Annotated in this window: 13 protein-coding genes; 9 read left to right on the forward strand and 4 right to left on the reverse strand. The window is 73.1% G+C overall.

Features of this window, described 5'->3' with window-relative positions; translation table 11 throughout:
• Positions 1 to 115 precede the first annotated feature (115 nt).
• The 5 genes from ACIRYZ_RS27640 to ACIRYZ_RS27660 all read left to right on the forward strand — a co-directional run bounded on the left by ACIRYZ_RS27640 (position 116) and on the right by ACIRYZ_RS27660 (position 5,354).
• Positions 116 to 952, forward strand: coding sequence for a hypothetical protein (locus ACIRYZ_RS27640; RefSeq protein ID WP_402949022.1), 837 nt, complete (start codon positions 116 to 118; stop codon positions 950 to 952).
• 592 nt (positions 953 to 1,544) lie between these two features.
• Complete coding sequence (locus ACIRYZ_RS27645) at positions 1,545 to 2,444, forward strand: hypothetical protein (RefSeq protein ID WP_402949024.1); 900 nt, start codon at positions 1,545 to 1,547, stop codon at positions 2,442 to 2,444.
• A gap of 59 nt (positions 2,445 to 2,503) precedes the next feature.
• The gene (locus ACIRYZ_RS27650; RefSeq protein WP_402949027.1) at positions 2,504 to 3,346 is read left to right on the forward strand and encodes a hypothetical protein; all 843 of its coding nucleotides are present in this window, start codon (positions 2,504 to 2,506) and stop codon (positions 3,344 to 3,346) included.
• Positions 3,343 to 4,254, forward strand: coding sequence for a hypothetical protein (locus ACIRYZ_RS27655; RefSeq protein ID WP_402949030.1), 912 nt, complete (start codon positions 3,343 to 3,345; stop codon positions 4,252 to 4,254). Before ACIRYZ_RS27650 ends, ACIRYZ_RS27655 begins: the two co-directional genes overlap by 4 nt.
• Positions 4,251 to 5,354, forward strand: coding sequence for a hypothetical protein (locus ACIRYZ_RS27660; RefSeq protein WP_402949032.1), 1,104 nt, complete (start codon positions 4,251 to 4,253; stop codon positions 5,352 to 5,354). The genes ACIRYZ_RS27655 and ACIRYZ_RS27660 overlap by 4 nt, the downstream gene beginning before the upstream one ends.
• Before the next feature lie 497 nt (positions 5,355 to 5,851).
• Here ACIRYZ_RS27660 and ACIRYZ_RS27665 read toward each other — a convergent pair whose 3' ends face one another.
• The 4 genes from ACIRYZ_RS27665 to cynR form a co-directional block, all read right to left on the reverse strand.
• Positions 5,852 to 6,955 carry an NADH:flavin oxidoreductase/NADH oxidase gene (locus tag ACIRYZ_RS27665; RefSeq protein ID WP_402949035.1) on the reverse strand — a complete coding sequence of 368 codons (1,104 nt, stop codon included), beginning with the start codon at positions 6,953 to 6,955 and terminating at the stop codon, positions 5,852 to 5,854.
• A gap of 158 nt (positions 6,956 to 7,113) precedes the next feature.
• Positions 7,114 to 9,858, reverse strand: a complete 2,745-nt coding sequence (locus tag ACIRYZ_RS27670) for an ATP-binding protein (RefSeq protein WP_402949038.1) — start codon at positions 9,856 to 9,858, stop codon at positions 7,114 to 7,116.
• Between the two features lie 219 nt (positions 9,859 to 10,077).
• Positions 10,078 to 11,466, reverse strand: coding sequence for an MFS transporter (locus ACIRYZ_RS27675; RefSeq protein WP_402949041.1), 1,389 nt, complete (start codon positions 11,464 to 11,466; stop codon positions 10,078 to 10,080).
• Between the two features lie 397 nt (positions 11,467 to 11,863).
• Entirely contained in the window at positions 11,864 to 12,772 is a 909-nt protein-coding gene (gene cynR, locus ACIRYZ_RS27680; RefSeq protein WP_402949044.1) for a transcriptional regulator CynR, read from the reverse strand.
• Positions 12,773 to 12,896: 124 nt separating this feature from the next.
• On the opposite strand from cynR, the gene ACIRYZ_RS27685 reads away from it, so the two are divergent.
• From ACIRYZ_RS27685 to ACIRYZ_RS27700, 4 genes are all read left to right on the forward strand, one after another.
• The gene (locus tag ACIRYZ_RS27685; protein WP_402949047.1) at positions 12,897 to 13,481 is read left to right on the forward strand and encodes a carbonic anhydrase; all 585 of its coding nucleotides are present in this window, start codon (positions 12,897 to 12,899) and stop codon (positions 13,479 to 13,481) included.
• A gap of 73 nt (positions 13,482 to 13,554) precedes the next feature.
• Entirely contained in the window at positions 13,555 to 14,025 is a 471-nt protein-coding gene (gene cynS / locus ACIRYZ_RS27690; protein ID WP_402949050.1) for a cyanase, read from the forward strand.
• Positions 14,026 to 14,171: 146 nt separating this feature from the next.
• Positions 14,172 to 14,615, forward strand: coding sequence for a nucleoside deaminase (locus ACIRYZ_RS27695; RefSeq protein WP_402949053.1), 444 nt, complete (start codon positions 14,172 to 14,174; stop codon positions 14,613 to 14,615).
• Positions 14,563 to 15,834 (forward strand): IS256 family transposase, encoded by a 1,272-nt coding sequence (locus ACIRYZ_RS27700; protein ID WP_402949182.1) that lies wholly within the window; start codon positions 14,563 to 14,565, stop codon positions 15,832 to 15,834. The genes ACIRYZ_RS27695 and ACIRYZ_RS27700 overlap by 53 nt, the downstream gene beginning before the upstream one ends.
• Positions 15,835 to 15,938 lie beyond the last annotated feature (104 nt).

Here is a 15,938-nt window from a genome sequence, read left to right on the forward strand (position 1 = left end):
CGCCCACACCCACTTCCCGGCCGCCGCCCCCGCACGGCCCGGACGCCACAAGTTGATCAAGATGTGATCGTTCGTGGGCTGGATGTGTCAGTCATGATCACTATGGTGCGTCGGTATGCGAAACAACGACCCGGGCGCAGGCCAGGGCAAGTCCGATGACGAGCAGTGGGACGATTTCGTCAAGTCCGTGGCCATGGAGGAGGAGGCGCACCGTCGGGCCAGTGAGCCGCCGCCCAAGCGGGTCTGGCCGCGCAACGCCGCCCTGGCCGTCGGCGCCGCCGCGCTGACCGTCCTCGGCATCGAGGTCACGCAGCCCTCCGGCGACACCACCGCCCCGGCCGCCCAGACCTCCGCGCCGGTCACCGCGGCCCCCGCCGCCGCCGAGTCCACCGGGGCCGCCCCGACCGGCCGGACCGCCTCGAACGCCCCGGCAGCCGCAGGCCGCCCCCAGATCCCGCTGGACCAGGTCTTCCCCGCCGAGGTGAAGGCGGCCGACGGCACCGTCTACACCAAGGTCGGCTCCGCGACCCTGGCCTCGTGCACTGAGCCCGACTCGGTCGGCCCCCGGCTGATCGCCCTGATCAAGGCGAGCAAGGGCTGCCTGGGCGAACAGATCGCCCTCTACAAGGACCCCCAGAACAACCAGTTCAACCTGGCCCTGTTCACCATGGAGGACCCGGTGGACACCGTCCACCTGGTCACCCAACTCTCCATGGAGTTCGAGGATTTCGAGGTCGGGGCCCAGGCCCCGCCGCCCGCCTCCGGGCTGCCCGTCCTGCCCGCCGACAGCGGCATGGTCCAGGCCTTCAGCGGCGCCGGCCGCGCGATGCTGGCCACCCTCGGCCAGTGGTCCGACGGCCGCGGCACCGACCGCCAGCAGCTCGTCGACCGCCTGACCCCGCTGCAGACGGCCGTCGGCAAGACGGTCTTCGCCTACGAGTCCCAGCGCTGAGACCAGGCCGCCGCGCCGGTCGCGGCGGGCCGTCAGCCCGTCGCGACCGGCAGCAGGCCGCGCTCGCCGTCGACCCGGGTGAGCATCTCCATGCCCCGGTCGAACCGCTCCTGCCGCAGACCGGTCTTGTTCGCGGGAACACCCATGGCGCCTGTCCTCTCCTCGTACCCGGTCCCGACCGTCCGGCCGGTGACCACGGCAGGAACCGTAGGACTTGGAGTGCGCTCGAACTCAAGCCGACCGGACGACACGTCGTCAGGGGCGCGGCGTCCGCCCGGGCGGGACCGGCGCTGCGCCCCGACCTCCTGTCATCCGGTCACCGGGGCGCCGTGGCCCGGGCGGTGAACCGGTTCGGCCGCGAAGACCCACCGGCCTTTTCCCGGCGCACCGGTCGGCCGGTTGCGTTTGGATTACGGCGTGTCCGATTTGTGGATCTTGGGCGGGAGTGCGGTGGTTGATTTTGTTGGCACCGCTGTCATCGAACTCTCATAATGCCTGCTGAGCCACGTGATGGACGGTCCGGAGAGCCGCGGGGGAGCGGAATCCGAGAGTGGTCCGCGTGCGAAATCCACTTTTCCCTTGGGGGAGTCCTTTGTCCGCGCCCGAAAACGAGAGCGCTTTCACCGATCCGCCGCCGAAGCCGGTCGCGGAGCCGGAGCCCGCCGTCGTGCCGGAGCCCGCCGTGGAGCCGGTGCCCGAGGCCGTCGCGGGTCCCGTACCCGGCCCTGCCCCGCGCCGTCTGCCCCGCGCCGTCGGCGTCGCGCTGGCCACCGCCGGGCTGCTCGCCGTCACGGCGGCCAGCGCCGCGGTGACCGTCGCGGTCGGCAAACCGGACAGCCGCCCGGCCGTCGCGGCGCCCGCCCCGCGCGCCACCGCTTCGGCGAACGCGAACGCAAGCGCGAGTGCGAGCGCGACGCCCTCCGCGACCCCGGTCCCGGTGCCGACCGCCGTCCCGACCGAGCCCAAGCCCACCAGCACCGTCAAGGGCACGGTCAACGGCTCCAAGCACGAGGGCGACCTGCGGTACTTCCTGCTCCCGATCCCCGACGGCGGCGAGTCGTACGGGCCCGTGGACGGGATGGCGCTGACCCACGACGACGTCTCCGAGATGTTCGGCAAGCCGGACGACATCGACACCCTCCTCGGCGACATGGGCTACAAGGACGGTGCCACCCGCACCTACCGGACGGCCGACGGCAAGGCCGAAGTGACGGTCACCCTGCTGCACCTGGGCTCCGCCGACATCGCGAGCAGGTTCGTCAAGTTCTACAACATCAAGTCGCAGGAGCCGATCGACATCGACGGCGACCCGAACGCCCACGGCTTCCGGAAGAAGCCCAAGAACGAGGCGTTCACCGGCTCGATGACCGGCATCGGCAGCCAGGGCGACGTCCAGTACACCATCGACGTCGAGGTGAAGGGCACGCCGGACAAGGCGCTGCTGAGCGACGTGATGAAGCGCCAGCGCGAGTGGCTCGCCTCCGGCGGCTGAGCCCGCGCCCGCGCCCGCCCTCCGACGCCACCCCTTCCGCCTCCTCTGGAGCCATTTCCGTGACCACCGAACCCACGCCGCCGCCCGCGCCGGCCGCCGACCCGGCCGTGCCGGCTGCCCCGCCCGCGCCGCCCGTCCCGCCGCAGCCCCAAAGCCCGCCCACCGAAGGCGAGTTGACTGGCAGCCCCGACCTCCCGACGGCCGCGCCCGAGCCCGAGGCCGCGCCGCGTGCCCTGCGCCGCCCCCGCCCGGTGCTGCTGTCCACCTGCGCCCTGGTGCTGGGCGCCCTGGCCGGCGGCGGCGTCGGCTACGCGATCCAGGCCCAGCGCCCGCCCACGCCGCTGCCCAAGCTGCAGGTCGCCCGCCCGTCCTACCCGGCCCAGGTGGTCGACCCGGCCGCCTTCGCCGCCGAGCAGCCCGCGCCGCCGGCCATCGACGGCGACCTGCGCAAGCTGCTGATCAGTGCCCCGGCCGGCAGCGGCCCCTGGAGCGACCTGCCGGACAAGCCGAGCTGGGTGTCGGTCGGCGACCTCGCCGAGTTCAGCGACAAGCCGGAGCTCGCCTTCAAGAACCTGAACTCCACCGGCTTCCGGCGCGCGGTCGGGGTGAACTGGAAGAAGGACGACATCAGGTACCGCGTCCTGCTCACCCAGTACACGCCCGACCACTCCAGCGAAGCGAGGACCCGCCACGGGGAGCCCTTCGCCGACGACGCCAACGGCGGTTACACGGTGGACGACGTGCCCGAGCGCTGGTCCGACAGCAGCGACCAGTACTACTACGGCTTCGCCACCGCCAAGCGCGGCACGGTGCAGATGTCGGTGGAGATCTTCAGCCCCAAGCCGGTGGACTCCGGGGCCCTCAAGGACCTTGCGAAGCAGCAGTGGGAGCGGCTGGTATGACCAACGACACCGTGACCGGAACCCCCTCCGGAACCCCGTCCGCCCCGGACACCCCCGCACCGACCCCGCCCGCCGCGGAGCTCGCCCCGGAGCAGTCGCCCGCTGCGGAGCCCGCTCCGGAGCAGCAGCCTGCCGCGGAACTCGCCCCGGAGCAGTCGCCCGCCGCCCCCCGCCCCGGCTCCCGTCGCCTGCTGCGCGCGGGCGCCGCGACCGCCGCGGCGGCGCTGGTGGGTGTGGCGATCGGCATCGGCATCATCAAGACCCAGTACGACGACCCCGCTCCGGCCGCCGCCGGCCCCACCGGCGCGCCCGTCCCGACGGCGAGCGCCACGCCGTTCGGCGCCAAGTCCAACGGCAGCCACTTCGGCTCCCTGCGCGACCTGCTGCTGCCCGTCCCGGCCGGCTACGAACTCGGCCCGGACCAGGGCGGATACGGCAACGACAACGAGTACGGCACCGGGCAGCTGGCCGACGAGCTGGAGGCCGACCTCCAGGAGCTCCCCAAGGACAAGCGCGAGAAGCTCCGTTCCTACTGGGAGGGCCTGCACATCAAGGGCACCGGCGTACGGACCTACCGCAGCAGCGGGGACGACCTGGTGATCGGGCTCCGGCTGCGCCAGTTCAACCAGCAGGAGGTGCAGAAGATCAACGAGTACACCGCGATGTTCACCGGCGACACCGGCATCTTCCGCGTCGGCCCGCAGATCCCCGGCCACCCCGAGGCGCACTGCTACCTGATGCCGGCGCCGCCGTCCGCGCCGATCGACCACCTGGAGTGCTCGGCCGCCGAGGGCGACCTCCTGGTGGTCATGGAGACCGAGGGCGTGGCACCGCTGCCCAAGGACAAGATCGTGGCTCTCTTCACCCTGCAGCTCGACCGCCTCGCCCTTCCGGGAGCGTCCGCATGACCGACCAGCCCGCCGCGCCGCAGTCCGCGCCGGCCCCGACCGCCCCGGCCCCCGCCCCCGTCTCCGCCGAGGCCCCGGCCCCCGCCGCGACCCCGGCAGCCCCGGAGGCGCCGGAGGCCGTCGAGGCCGCGCAGACCCCCGAGGCCGGCGAGGCCCCCGAGGCCGCGCAGACCCCCGGAACCCCCGAGACCCCCGAAGCCCAGGAGCCCCTGGAAACCCCCGAGGAGCAGGCCGCCCGGCGCACCCGCCGCCGCAAGGCCGCCGTGCGCTGGAGCTGCGCTGTCCTGGTGTTCGCTCTTGCCGGCACCGGCGCCGCGCTGACCGTCACCACCCCCGAGCGCACCGACATCCCGGGCCTGGCGACCGCGAACGACGGCCGCTACACCTTCCCGCCCCTGACCCTGCCGCCCCTGCCCTCGGGTAAGGCCGCGCCGGACACCAAGGGCAAGGCGCTGCACTACGCGGACCTGCGCTACCTGCTGCTGCCCGCCCCCAAGGAGGCCGGCGGCTCCCTGACCGCGCCGGTCTTCCCGGTGCCCACCGCGACCCCCTCGGCGTCCTCCTCCGCCACGCCCTCCGCCGAACCCTCGGCGAGTGCGAGCCCGACCACCCCCACGGCCTCCGCCGCCCCCTCCGCGCCCGCCGGGACGGCCCTCGCCTCCTGGGTGCCCTGCGACGCGATCGCCGCCGAGCAGAAGGAGGCGGCCAAGCTGCGCGTGCTGCTCCTGCAGAACGTGTGCCGGGCGGCCACCGTCCGGGAGTGGACGGCCTCCGACGGCACCCGCACCCAGATCCGGCTGCTGCGCTTCGGTTCCACGGCCGAGGCCTGGAACACCTTCTCCAGCCTGCGCACGGACATCCCGGCCAAGGCCGCGCCCGACGCGAAGACCGCCCCGCACAGCGACTGGGACACCGTCGAGGGCGTCGACGTGACGCTCAAGGACTCCCCGGCGACGGCCGGCCAGGGGGTGCCGACCACCCGGCTGGCGTACCTGTCCGCCTCCGACGTGGTGGCCGTGGTCACCATGACCAACCCCCAGGGCGTCCCCGCCGCGGCCTTCCGCCAGGTCGTCACCCTCCAGTCCGACCTGCTCGCCTGACCGGTCCTCGGTCCCCTCAGCCCCGCCCGCCGACAGCCCTGCCGGCGGGCGGTTCGCGTTGCGGGCTCCGCCCCGTTCGTCCCCGCCCCGTGTGCGTGCCACTTGGCGCGCCGGGGCCCAACCTGGCCCTCGACTGACCCACCGCCGGCGCCGTCGCGAACGACGCCACCGGGACGGCCGTCACCGCGCTCAAGGGCTGGGCACGCCTCCCACGACCGCCGCTCCACCAGCGCCACCACCGCCGGCCACTTCCTCGGCCGCGGCAACGCCTGAGCCCCGCCCCGACCGGCCGGCACCGCCACGAGCCGCCGCGGGCGGGGGGCCGGCCGGCCCGACGCCGCCGGGGGCCGGCGCGGCGGGCGGGGCGCCGGCGCGAACGACGCCCCCGGGCCGGCCGTCACCGCGCTCACGGGCTGGGCACGCCACCCCCGACCGCCGCCCCCCCCGCGCCACCCCCGCCGGCCACTCCCGCGGCCGCGGCCGTCGTACGGGTGCCGTCAGGCGCGGTGGTACTGGACGGGGGAGTGGACCTCGCCGCCGAGCTCGGTGGCGGCGTGGCGGGCCCAGAAGGGGTCGCGCAGCAGCGCGCGGCCGATCAGGACGGCGTCGGCGCGGCCGGAGGCGAGGATGTCCTGGGCCTGGGCGGGGTCGGTGATCAGGCCGACGGTGGCGACCGGCAGGCCGGCCCCCTCCCGCACCGCCTCGGCGAAGGGCACCTGGAAGCCGGGCGCGGCCTCGATCAGGGCGTCGGGGACGAGGCCGCCGGTGGAGACGTCCAGCAGGTCCACGCCGTGCGCCTGGAGCTCCTTGGCGAGGCGGACGGTGTCCTGCGAGGTCCAGCCCTCGCGGCCGTCCTGCGGGTTCTCGGTGAGCCAGTCGGTCGCGGAGACGCGGAAGAACAGCGGCAGTTCCTCGGGCCACACCGCGCGCACCGCGTCGACGACCTCCAGGGCGAAGCGGATGCGGCCCTCGAAGGAGCCGCCGTAGGCGTCGGTGCGGTGGTTGCTCTGCGGGGAGAGGAACTGGTGGATCAGGTAGCCGTGGGCGCCGTGGAGCTCGACGACCTGGAAGCCCGCGTCGAGCGCGCGCCGGGCGGCGTCGGCGAACTGGCGTACTAGCTCGTGGATCTGATCTACCGTCAGCTCGTCCGGGGTGCTGTGCTCGGGAGAGAAGGCGGCGGCGCTGGGGGCGAGCGGCTGCCAGCCGTGCTCCTCGTCCGGGGTGAGGGCGCGCCCGCGGTCCACCCAGGTCCGCTCGGTGGAGGCCTTGCGCCCGGCGTGGCCGAGCTGGACGGCGGGGACGGTGCCCTGCTCCTTGAGGAAGGAGGTGATCCGCCGGAAGGCCTCGACCTGGGTGTCGTTCCAGAGGCCGAGGTCGTACGGGCTGATGCGCCCCTCGGGGGTGATCGCGGTGGCCTCGACGATGATCAGCCCGGTGCCGCCGGCGGCCCGCGCGGCGAGGTGGGAGAAGTGCCAGTCGGTCGGGACCCCGGCGGCCTCGCCGGACGGCGCAGCGCTGTACTGGCACATCGGCGGCATCCAGACCCGGTTGGGGATGGTCAGTTCCCGCAGGGTGTAGGGGCTGAAGAGGTTGGTGCTCATGGTCGGACTCCCGGTGGGGTCGGCGGCGGGGATGCCCAGCAACCGTTTGCAGGTGCGCTTTATGTGTCATCACAATAGTTGCATGGGACGGTAAAATTCAAGAGTGGCCCGCCCGCGGCCCCACCGCCCGGTCCGCCACAGCCCGCCAGGAGCCCGCCTCAGCCCGCGGCGTCCGAGTGCAGGAGACCGCGGGCCCGGGCGGCCAGGCCGTCGGCGCCGCACCGGACGGCCAGCTCCAGGCCCCGGGTGAGCGCGGCCCCGCCGGCCGGGGCCGCGCCCAGCGCCTCCCCCAGGTCCACCAGGGCGAGCGCGTGCTCGTAGCGGGCGGGCGAGCGCTCCAGATGCCGAACCGCCTCCGTCAGCAGCTCGGCCGCGCGCGGCCGCTCGTGCACCGCGGCGCCGAGCCGCAGGGCGCTGCCGATGGCCGAGTCCGTCCCGGACTCCCGGGCCCGGCGGACCGCCTCCGCGGCCAGGCCACGGGCCCGCTCCGGCTGGTCGACGGCCACCGCGCGGGCCAGGTGCCCCAGCCACGGCGCCCACACCGTGTTGCGCCACCCGCGCGCGTCCAGGGCCGCGCCCGCGGCGGCCAGCGCCTCGGCCGCGCCCGACGCGTCGCCCCCGGCCAGCAGCAGCCGGCCGTACAGCGTGGAAGCGTCGGGCAGCACCATCACCGTCGGGTACGGCGGCCCGAAGGCGTGCTCGTGTGCCAGCTCCAGGGCCTCGTCCAGCCGGCCGCGCGCCGCCAGGGTCTCGGCCAGCGCCCCGACCGCGTCCCAGTGCAGCGGGGTGCCCGGGCCGATCCGCTCGGCGATGCGCAGGGCCCGGCGCAGGTAGTCCTCCGCCTCGACGAGGACACCGCAGCGGAACCGGAGCATGCCGGTCAGCAGGTAGGCGAAGCCGAGGTGGCCGCCGCTCCACCCGGCCACCTCGTAGGCGCGCACCGCCTCGGTGAACAGCTCCTCCGCCCGGTCGACCCGGTCGGCGTACAGGTAGCTGATGCCCAGGACTCCGGGCAGCTCGAAGCCCCACGTGGTGTTGGTCCAGCCGAGACCACGGGGCAGCCGGCCGCCCGGCAGCGCCGACTCGGCCAGGGCGATCACCTCCGCGCGGTCGCCGCCGCGCAGCGTGAGGTCCCAACAACGCAGCACAGCCACCGCGTGAGCCAGGCCGTCGTGCTCGAACACGGCCTCACCCAGGGCCGCCCCGTCCTCGACGGTGTCGGTGAAGGCCAGGCCGACCGTGTCCAGCATCCGGGCGAACTCCGCGAGCCGCCGGGAGCGGCCCGGCCCGTCCTCGTCCTCGAACCGGAACGCGGCGAACATGAAGTGGGCGACCTCCAGCCGAAGCCGCCCCGGGCCGGGCCGGGTGCGCGCCGCCTCCTCGGCGCACAGCGCGGCCGCCTCGCCGAGCCGGTTGCTGTGGGCAAGCGCCTGGGCCAGCCGGAAGACCGCGTCCACCCGCAGCTCGGGGCTCAGCCCGTACGGGTCGGCGAGCGCCTGACGCAGCTGGTTGACCGTGGTCGCCGGATCGGTGAGCAACGCCGAGCAGCCGAGTTCGTAGAGCACCGGGGCCCGGTCCTCATCGGCGGGCGGCTCACTGATGGCACGGCGCAGGCAGCGCTGCGCCGCTTCGGGCGCGCCGATGGCCAGGTGCTCGCGGGCCGCCCGGCGCAGCTTGTCGACGATGGCGCCGTCCCCTTCGGGCAGGATCTCCAGCAGGTGACGGGACGCCGCCAGCAGGCCGAGGCCGGCGTTCTCGACCTCGACGGCGGCGACTCCGTGCATCCCGGTCCGGGCGGCGGGCGGCATCGACTGGTAGACCGAGGTGGCGACCAGCGGGTGGACGAACTCCAGCCGGCCCGACGGTGTGCCGATCAGCACCTGGTGCCGGCGCAGCTCCCGGATGGACTGGGCGGCGGTCTCCGGCCCCTGGGCGCAGATGGCGGCGGCGAGGTCGGGCCGGACGTCGGTGTCCAGCACCGACGCCGCCCAGGCGAAGCGCAGCGCGGTCGGACCGAGCCGCTCCAGCCAGTGCCGCAGCGTCATCCCCCGTGCCGTGGCCGCGAGTTCGCGCAGCTGCCCGGTGCTCTCCTCGACCGGGTCGAGCCGCTGGTCGGCCACCTCGCGCAGCAGGGCGGCGGTTTCGTACGGGTTCCCGGCGGTGACCGCCCAGACGTGGCGGCAGAAGGCGTCCTCGGCCCGCGCGCCCAGGGCCGCGCGGACCAGGTGCGCGACCGAGGAGGGCTGCAGCGGCCGCAGTTCGTGCCTGCGGTCGGCCCGGTCGGTGAGACCGCGCTGCAGCGGCAGGGCGTCGTCGGGGAACTCGTCGCGGCAGGCGAGCACCAGCAGGGCCGGCAGCTCCCGGGCGCGGACCGCGAAGCCCGCCAACCAGCCGAGCGACTCCGGGTCGGCCCAGTGCAGGTCGTCCACGATCACCGCCACCGGCGAGCGGAGCTGGACGAGGCGGGTGAGGACGAAGTCCAGCCCGGTGCGCACCCCCTGCGGATCGAGCTGCCCGCCGGGCGGCCGCAGTCCCGCTGCCGGACCGACGATCTCCTCCCACGGCCCGAAGACCTGCGCCCGCTCCGCGTCGGACAGGGCCGACAGCACCGGTCGCACCAGCTGGCGCACCACGTGGAACGGTTCGTGGCACTGCCGCTGCCCGCCCCGGGCGAACAGCACCGTGCAGCCCGCCCGCTTGGCCGCCCGCCGCACCTCGGTCAGCACCGCGGTCTTCCCCAGCCCGGCCGCACCGGTGTAGAGCAGCAGCTCTCCCAGCCCGGCCTCGGGCCGGGTGAGCGCCTCGATCGCCTGCGCGGCCGAGCGGATCTCCGCCTCGCGCTCGTGCAGCGCAGGGCCCTCCCGCCCGGCCCCGTCGCCGCCCCCGGCCTTCCCCTCGGCCACCCTTCGCCTCCAATTCGCCCCGCCAGGGCCGTCGTTGCGTCGTCGCAGAGGGCCGAGGCTACTGCCGAGAGGCCGGCTCCGGTACGGGCTTGACAAAGCCGCCCCACGTCCGACCCGGTGTGAGCTCGGCGCTTGCTGTCGACGTCCGGTAAGCCGAAGGCGGCGCCCCCGGGTGTTCCCGGGGGCGCCGCCGTTCGAGCGTCGGCCCTCAGCGCACGGTCAGCGCACCGTCTGCGGCACGCGCTGCGCCGGAACGGCCGGCGCCTTGCCCGTACGGTGGGGCGCCGGCGAGGCGCCCAGCGCCGTCCCGCGGGTCTCCTCCGCCCACAGCACGCACACCAGCAGCCCGAGGGCCGTGATGCCGGCGGCGATGAGCATGGTCGGGCCGGTGCCGAGCCCGGACAGCGACAGCGGCAGCAGGTAGGTGCCGACCGCCGCGCCGATCCGGCTGACCGAGGTGGCCACGCCCACGGCGGTGGCCCGGATCTCGGTCGGGAAGAGCTCGTTGGGGTAGGTCCAGTCGAGCACGTTGGGCCCGCCGCACAGGAAGGCGTACGCGCACAGCGCGGTCAGCGCGACGGCGGCCGGCGCGGCGGGCCACACGCCCAGCAGGGCCAGCGGGACGGTCATCAGGGCGAAGGACCAGATGATGACGGGGCGCCGGCCGCGGGTGTCGATCAGGCGCAGGGCCGGGTAGCAGCCGAGCAGGAAGACCAGGCTGATCAGCCCGGTGCCCAGGGTCTCCATCACGGTGCCGCCCGGCATGCCGAAGGAGGAGAGGATCTGCGGGCCGAAGGTGAGCATCGCGAACAGCGGGCCGACCTGGCAGAGGAAGAACAGGCCGCAGAACAGGGTGCGGCGCCGGTAGGGCGGGGTCATCAGCAGGCGCAGCCCGCCGACGCTGCGGGCACGCTCGGCCGGGTCGGGCATCAGCTCGCGGCCGTCGACCCGGACCCCGAGGTGCTTCTCGACCACGCGCACCGCGTCGCCGACCCGCCCGTTGGCGGCCAGCCAGCGCGGCGACTCGGGGGAGCCGCGGCGGATCACCAGGAAGACCACGCACAGCACGGTGGAGCTGGCCAGCATCCACCGCCAGCTGCCCGGTCCGGCCAGCTCCAGGAACAGGTAGCCCACCACGTAGGCGAGCACCGAGCCGGCGTACCAGGCGACGATCTGCTGGCCGAGCAGGCGCCCGCGGTGCTTGGTGGGCAGCCACTCGGCGAGCAGGGAGGTGGCGATCGGGTAGTCGGCGGCCACGGCCATGCCGAGCACGAAGCGCAGCACGGTGATCGCCCACACCGAGTCCACCCAGAACGAGAGCACCGAGCAGACGACCATCACCAGCAGGTCGGCGGTGTACATCACCTCCCGGCCGATCTTGTCGGTCAGCACGCCGAAGAGGGCGCCGCCGACGAACATGCCCACCAGGGCGGCGGCGCCGATCAGGCTGACCTCCGCGGTGGACAGGCCGAGGTCGGGGCGCATGCCGATCAGGGCGACGCCGACGATGCTCAGGATGTAGCCGTCGAGCAGGGGCCCACCGGAACAGGCGAGGGCCAGCCTGCGGTGGAAGGCGGTATACGGGGCGTTGTCGATGGTCTGGGACATGGGAATTCGGGGTCCTCCGGAGCGTACGGCTCTGCGCTTCTCACGCACGCCGTGCGCCGGGTAGACGGCAGGGAACGACGCCGCCCACGCTGGACGGCGCCACCGCCCGGTCACATCGGGCGACCGTCCACGGTTGCCCGGGTACACACGTGCCACCACCGGGTCGAAGGTCGGCCGGATTCATGACCAAGGTCCCGAAGCGGACAGGCCCTCTGGCCGTGCCGAAACCGCGCCCGCCCAGTCCCCACGGGCCCGGGCGCCGTCCGGACGCCCGCAGGCCCGCCGGAGGTGACCCTTTTCACCTCGGAGCCCCTGGGGCGTGCCCCAGACCACATTGCGGGCCTGTTCCGGTCCAGACCAATGGCCGGATCGGCGGGCCCGGACCGAGGTGGGTGGTTCACCGGGGCGGGGCGTAGCCGCGGGTGTGGACGAGGTGGTGGGTGAGCTCGGCGAAGGCGCGGGCGGCGACGCTCTGGTAGGCGCCCTCGCGGCGCAGGAGGGTGACGGTGCGGGTGGGCAGGGGAGGGTCGAGGGGGACAGGGGCGAGGTGGGGGTGGTCGTGGGTGGTGGCGTCGGGCAGGACGGTGGCCAGCGGGGTGCGTCGGACGATCTCGGTGAGGGCCTGGATGGAGTTGGCCTCGACCGCGATGCGGGGGGTGGCCCGGTGCTGGGCGAAGTAGGCGTCGACGTGGCCGCGGGTGGCGAAGTCGCCGCTGAGCAGGGCGAGTTGCTCGTCCTTGAGGGCGCGGACGGGTAGCGGGCTGGGCATTGCCTGGGCGCGCGGGGTGGCGGTGACGAGGCTGAGGGCCTCGGTGAACAGCGGCGTGGCGGTGATGCCGGGCAGGTGGGGGCCGGCGAAGGCGATGCCGAGGTCGAGGTCATCGGCGAGCAGGGCCGCTTCGATGCGGTCCTGGGTCGTCTCCGTCAGGGTGAGGCCGACGCCGGGGTGGCGGGTGTGGAGCTCGGCGGTGAGCGGGCCGATCAGGTAGGCGGTGAAGGTGGGGGTGGCGCCCAGGCGCAGGTGGCCGCGGGAGAGGTCCTTGACGTCGTGGACGGCGCGTTCGGCGGCGGCCAGGTCGCGCAGTGCGCGCCGGGCGTGGTCGGTGTAGACGGCGCCGGCGTCGGTGAGCCGTACCGTGCGGCCGGTGCGGTCCAGCAGCTGCACGCCCAGGGTCCGCTCCAGTTGCCTGATCTGCTGGGAGAGCGTGGGCTGCGAGATGTGCAGCTCCTCGGCGGCGCGGGTGAAGTTGCCGTGTTCGGCCACGGCGAGCAGATAGCGCAGGTGACGGAGTTCGAGAACAGCCATGGCAACAACTATAGGTGCGAGCAATGGCTTTCATGGTCAACAACTCTTGGACACTATAAGAGCAGGTCATGCATGGTGGATCTCAACAGCCCACAGGGTCGATCACCACCGAGAGGAGTGACCAATGAAGGACCTCACCGAGGGCGTCGCCCGTTTCCAGAGGGACGTCTTCCCGGCCAAGGCGGAGCTCTTCGCCCACCTCGCGACGCACCACACCCCGGACACGCTGTTCATCAGCTGCTCCGACGCCCGCGTCGTCCCGGAACTGATCACCGGCACCGAGCCTGGCGATCTGTTCGTCATCCGCACCGCCGGCAACCTGGTCCCCGCCTACACCCCCGGCGCCGACGGAGTCGCGGCGAGCATCGAGTACGCGGTCGCCGCTCTGGGCGTCAAGGACATCATCGTCTGCGGTCACTCCGCGTGCGGTGCGATGACCGCCCTGGCCGAGGGCCACGACCTCAGCGGCGTCCCGGCGGTCGCCGACTGGCTGCGGCTCGCGGACGCCTCGGTGGCCCGTACCGCCGTCGAGGGTGACGTCGACGCCCTGGTGCGGCAGAACGTGCTCGCCCAGCTGGCGAACCTGGCCACCCACCCCTCGGTCGCCAAGGCCCTGGCGGAGGGCAAGACCACCCTGCACGGCTGGGTCTACGACATTCCCACCGGCCGCGTCGAGAACCTGACCGCCCCCGCGCTCGCCGTCGCCTGACCCACCACACCCCCACACCCCCCTCGCGCCACCCCGTCTCCGGGTGACGCGCCCCCGAAAGGACGTATTGATCATGGTGCACGCCCAGTTCGACCCGACCGCTCGTGAGGCCCTGGCCGCCGTCGCCGTCGAGGCCAAGACCCGAAAGAACCTCTCCTGGAAGCAGATCGCCGAGGCCTCCGGCCTGTCGGTGGCCTTCACCACCGCCGCCGTTCTCGGTCAGCACCCGCTGCCGGAGGAGTCCGCGAAGGCCGTCGCCGAGCTGCTGGGCCTGGACGAGGACGCGGTGATGCTGCTGCAGACCATCCCGGTCCGTGGCTCGATGCCGAACCGGATCCCGACCGACCCGACCATGTACCGCTTCTACGAGATGCTCCAGGTCTACGGCACGACCCTCAAGGCCCTGGTCCACGAGGAGTTCGGTGACGGCATCATCTCGGCGATCAACTTCAAGCTCGACGTGAAGAAGGTCGCCGACCCCGAGGGCGGTGAGCGCGCCGTCATCACCCTGGACGGCAAGTACCTGCCGACCAAGCCTTTCTGACGCTCGGACACCACGACGGCGTCACAGACGGACGGCAGCGGGGCGGGCCGGGAGCAGCCTCCCGCCCCGCCCCGCCTCGTTCCCCGAACCCCGCGAGGCCGCCTGCCGGGGCCTCGCTTCCCCCTTCCATCTTCGGAGGACCCCTCATGGACTTCGTCCAGCGCACCATCGACATCGCCCGTCAGAACGTCGCCGAGGGCGGCCGCCCGTTCGCGACCGTCATCGTCAAGGACGGCGCGATCCTCGCCGAGAGCCCGAACAAGGTCGCCCAGACCGGTGACCCCACCGCCCACGCGGAGATCCTCGCCATCCGCGAGGCCTGCACCAGGCTGGGCACCGAGCACCTGACCGGCACCACCATCTACGTGCTCGCCCACCCCTGCCCGATGTGCCTGGGCTCGCTGTACTACTGCTCGCCGGACGAGGTCGTCTTCCTCACCACCCGCGACTTTGATGCGGGTGGTCGGGGGGAGTGTCTAATCAACGGCGGATCTGATGATCAAGGAGACGCCAGAGATGACCGAGACTGTTGCCGTGATGGAGTCCGTGGAGGAGTCGGCGGCTGCGGCCGTGCCGGCCGCGTCGGATGAGCAGTTGATCGCGATGCTCGTGGAGCGGGCCCGCAGCGAAGGGCTGCAGCTGACCGGGCAGGGCGGGCTGCTGCAGATGCTGACCAAGCGGGTGCTGGAGTCCGCCCTGGAGGGCGAGATCACCGATCACCTCGGATACGAGAAGCATGACGCCGAGGGCCGGAACAGCGGCAACAGTCGCAACGGGACGCGAGCGAAGACCGTGCTCACGGACGTCGGGCCGGTGGAGATCAAGGTGCCCAGGGACGTGGCGGGCACGTTCGAGCCGCAGATCGTCAGGAAGCGGCAGCGCCGGCTGACCGGGGTCGACGAGATGGTTCTGTCGCTGTCGGCGAAGGGCCTGACCCACGGGGAGATCTCCGCGCACCTGGCCGAGGTCTACGGCGCGGAGGTGTCCAAGCAGACGATCTCCACGATCACGGACAAGGTGATGGAGGGGATGGCGGAATGGTCCAACCGCCCGCTGGACTCAGTTTATCCCGTGCTGTTCGTGGACGCGATCAACGTCAAGATCCGTGACGGGCAGGTCGCGAACCGCCCGATCTACGTCGTGATGGCCGTGACCGTCGAGGGACACCGGGACATCCTGGGGATCTGGGCCGGAGACGGCGGCGAGGGCGCCAAGTACTGGCTGCACGTGTTCACCGAGCTGAAGAACCGGGGCCTGAACGACGTGCTGATGCTGGTCTGCGACGGCCTGAAGGGCCTCCCGGAAGCGGTGGAGACCGTCTGGTCTCGAACGATTGTTCAAACCTGTGTCGTTCACCTCCTGCGGAACAGCTTCCGTTACGCCGCGCGCCAGGACTGGGACAAGATCGCCAAGGCCCTGCGGCCCGTCTGCACCGCGCCGAACGAGGACGCCGCCACGGAACGGTTCCTGGAGTTCCAGGAGGCATGGGGCTGGAAGTATCCGGCGATCGTGAAGCTGTGGTCGGACGCCTGGGCGGAGTTCGTCCCGTTCCTGTCCTTCGACGTCGAGATCCGCAAGGTCATCTGCTCGACCAACGCGATCGAGTCCGTGAACGCCCGGATACGCAAGGCCGTCCGCGCCCGCGGGCACTTCCCCAACGAGAGCGCCGCGATGAAGTGCGTCTACATGGCCCTCATGAGCCTGGACCCCACCGGCAAGGGCCGCCGGAAGTGGACCATGCGCTGGAAGGCCCCGCTGAATGCCTTCCAGATCGCCTTCGACGGCCGCCTCACCCCCGCTGACCACTGACAACCTCAAAAACCAAGATCAGCCGTTAACTTGACACACCCAGGCCTGGAAGTCGTTCGTCGCCGCTGTCCGCAGTGGAGAGTTCGGCGACGTCTGAGCCGAAG

The organism is Kitasatospora sp. NPDC101155, from assembly GCF_044768305.1.
Classification (GTDB): Bacteria; Actinomycetota; Actinomycetes; order Streptomycetales; family Streptomycetaceae; genus Kitasatospora.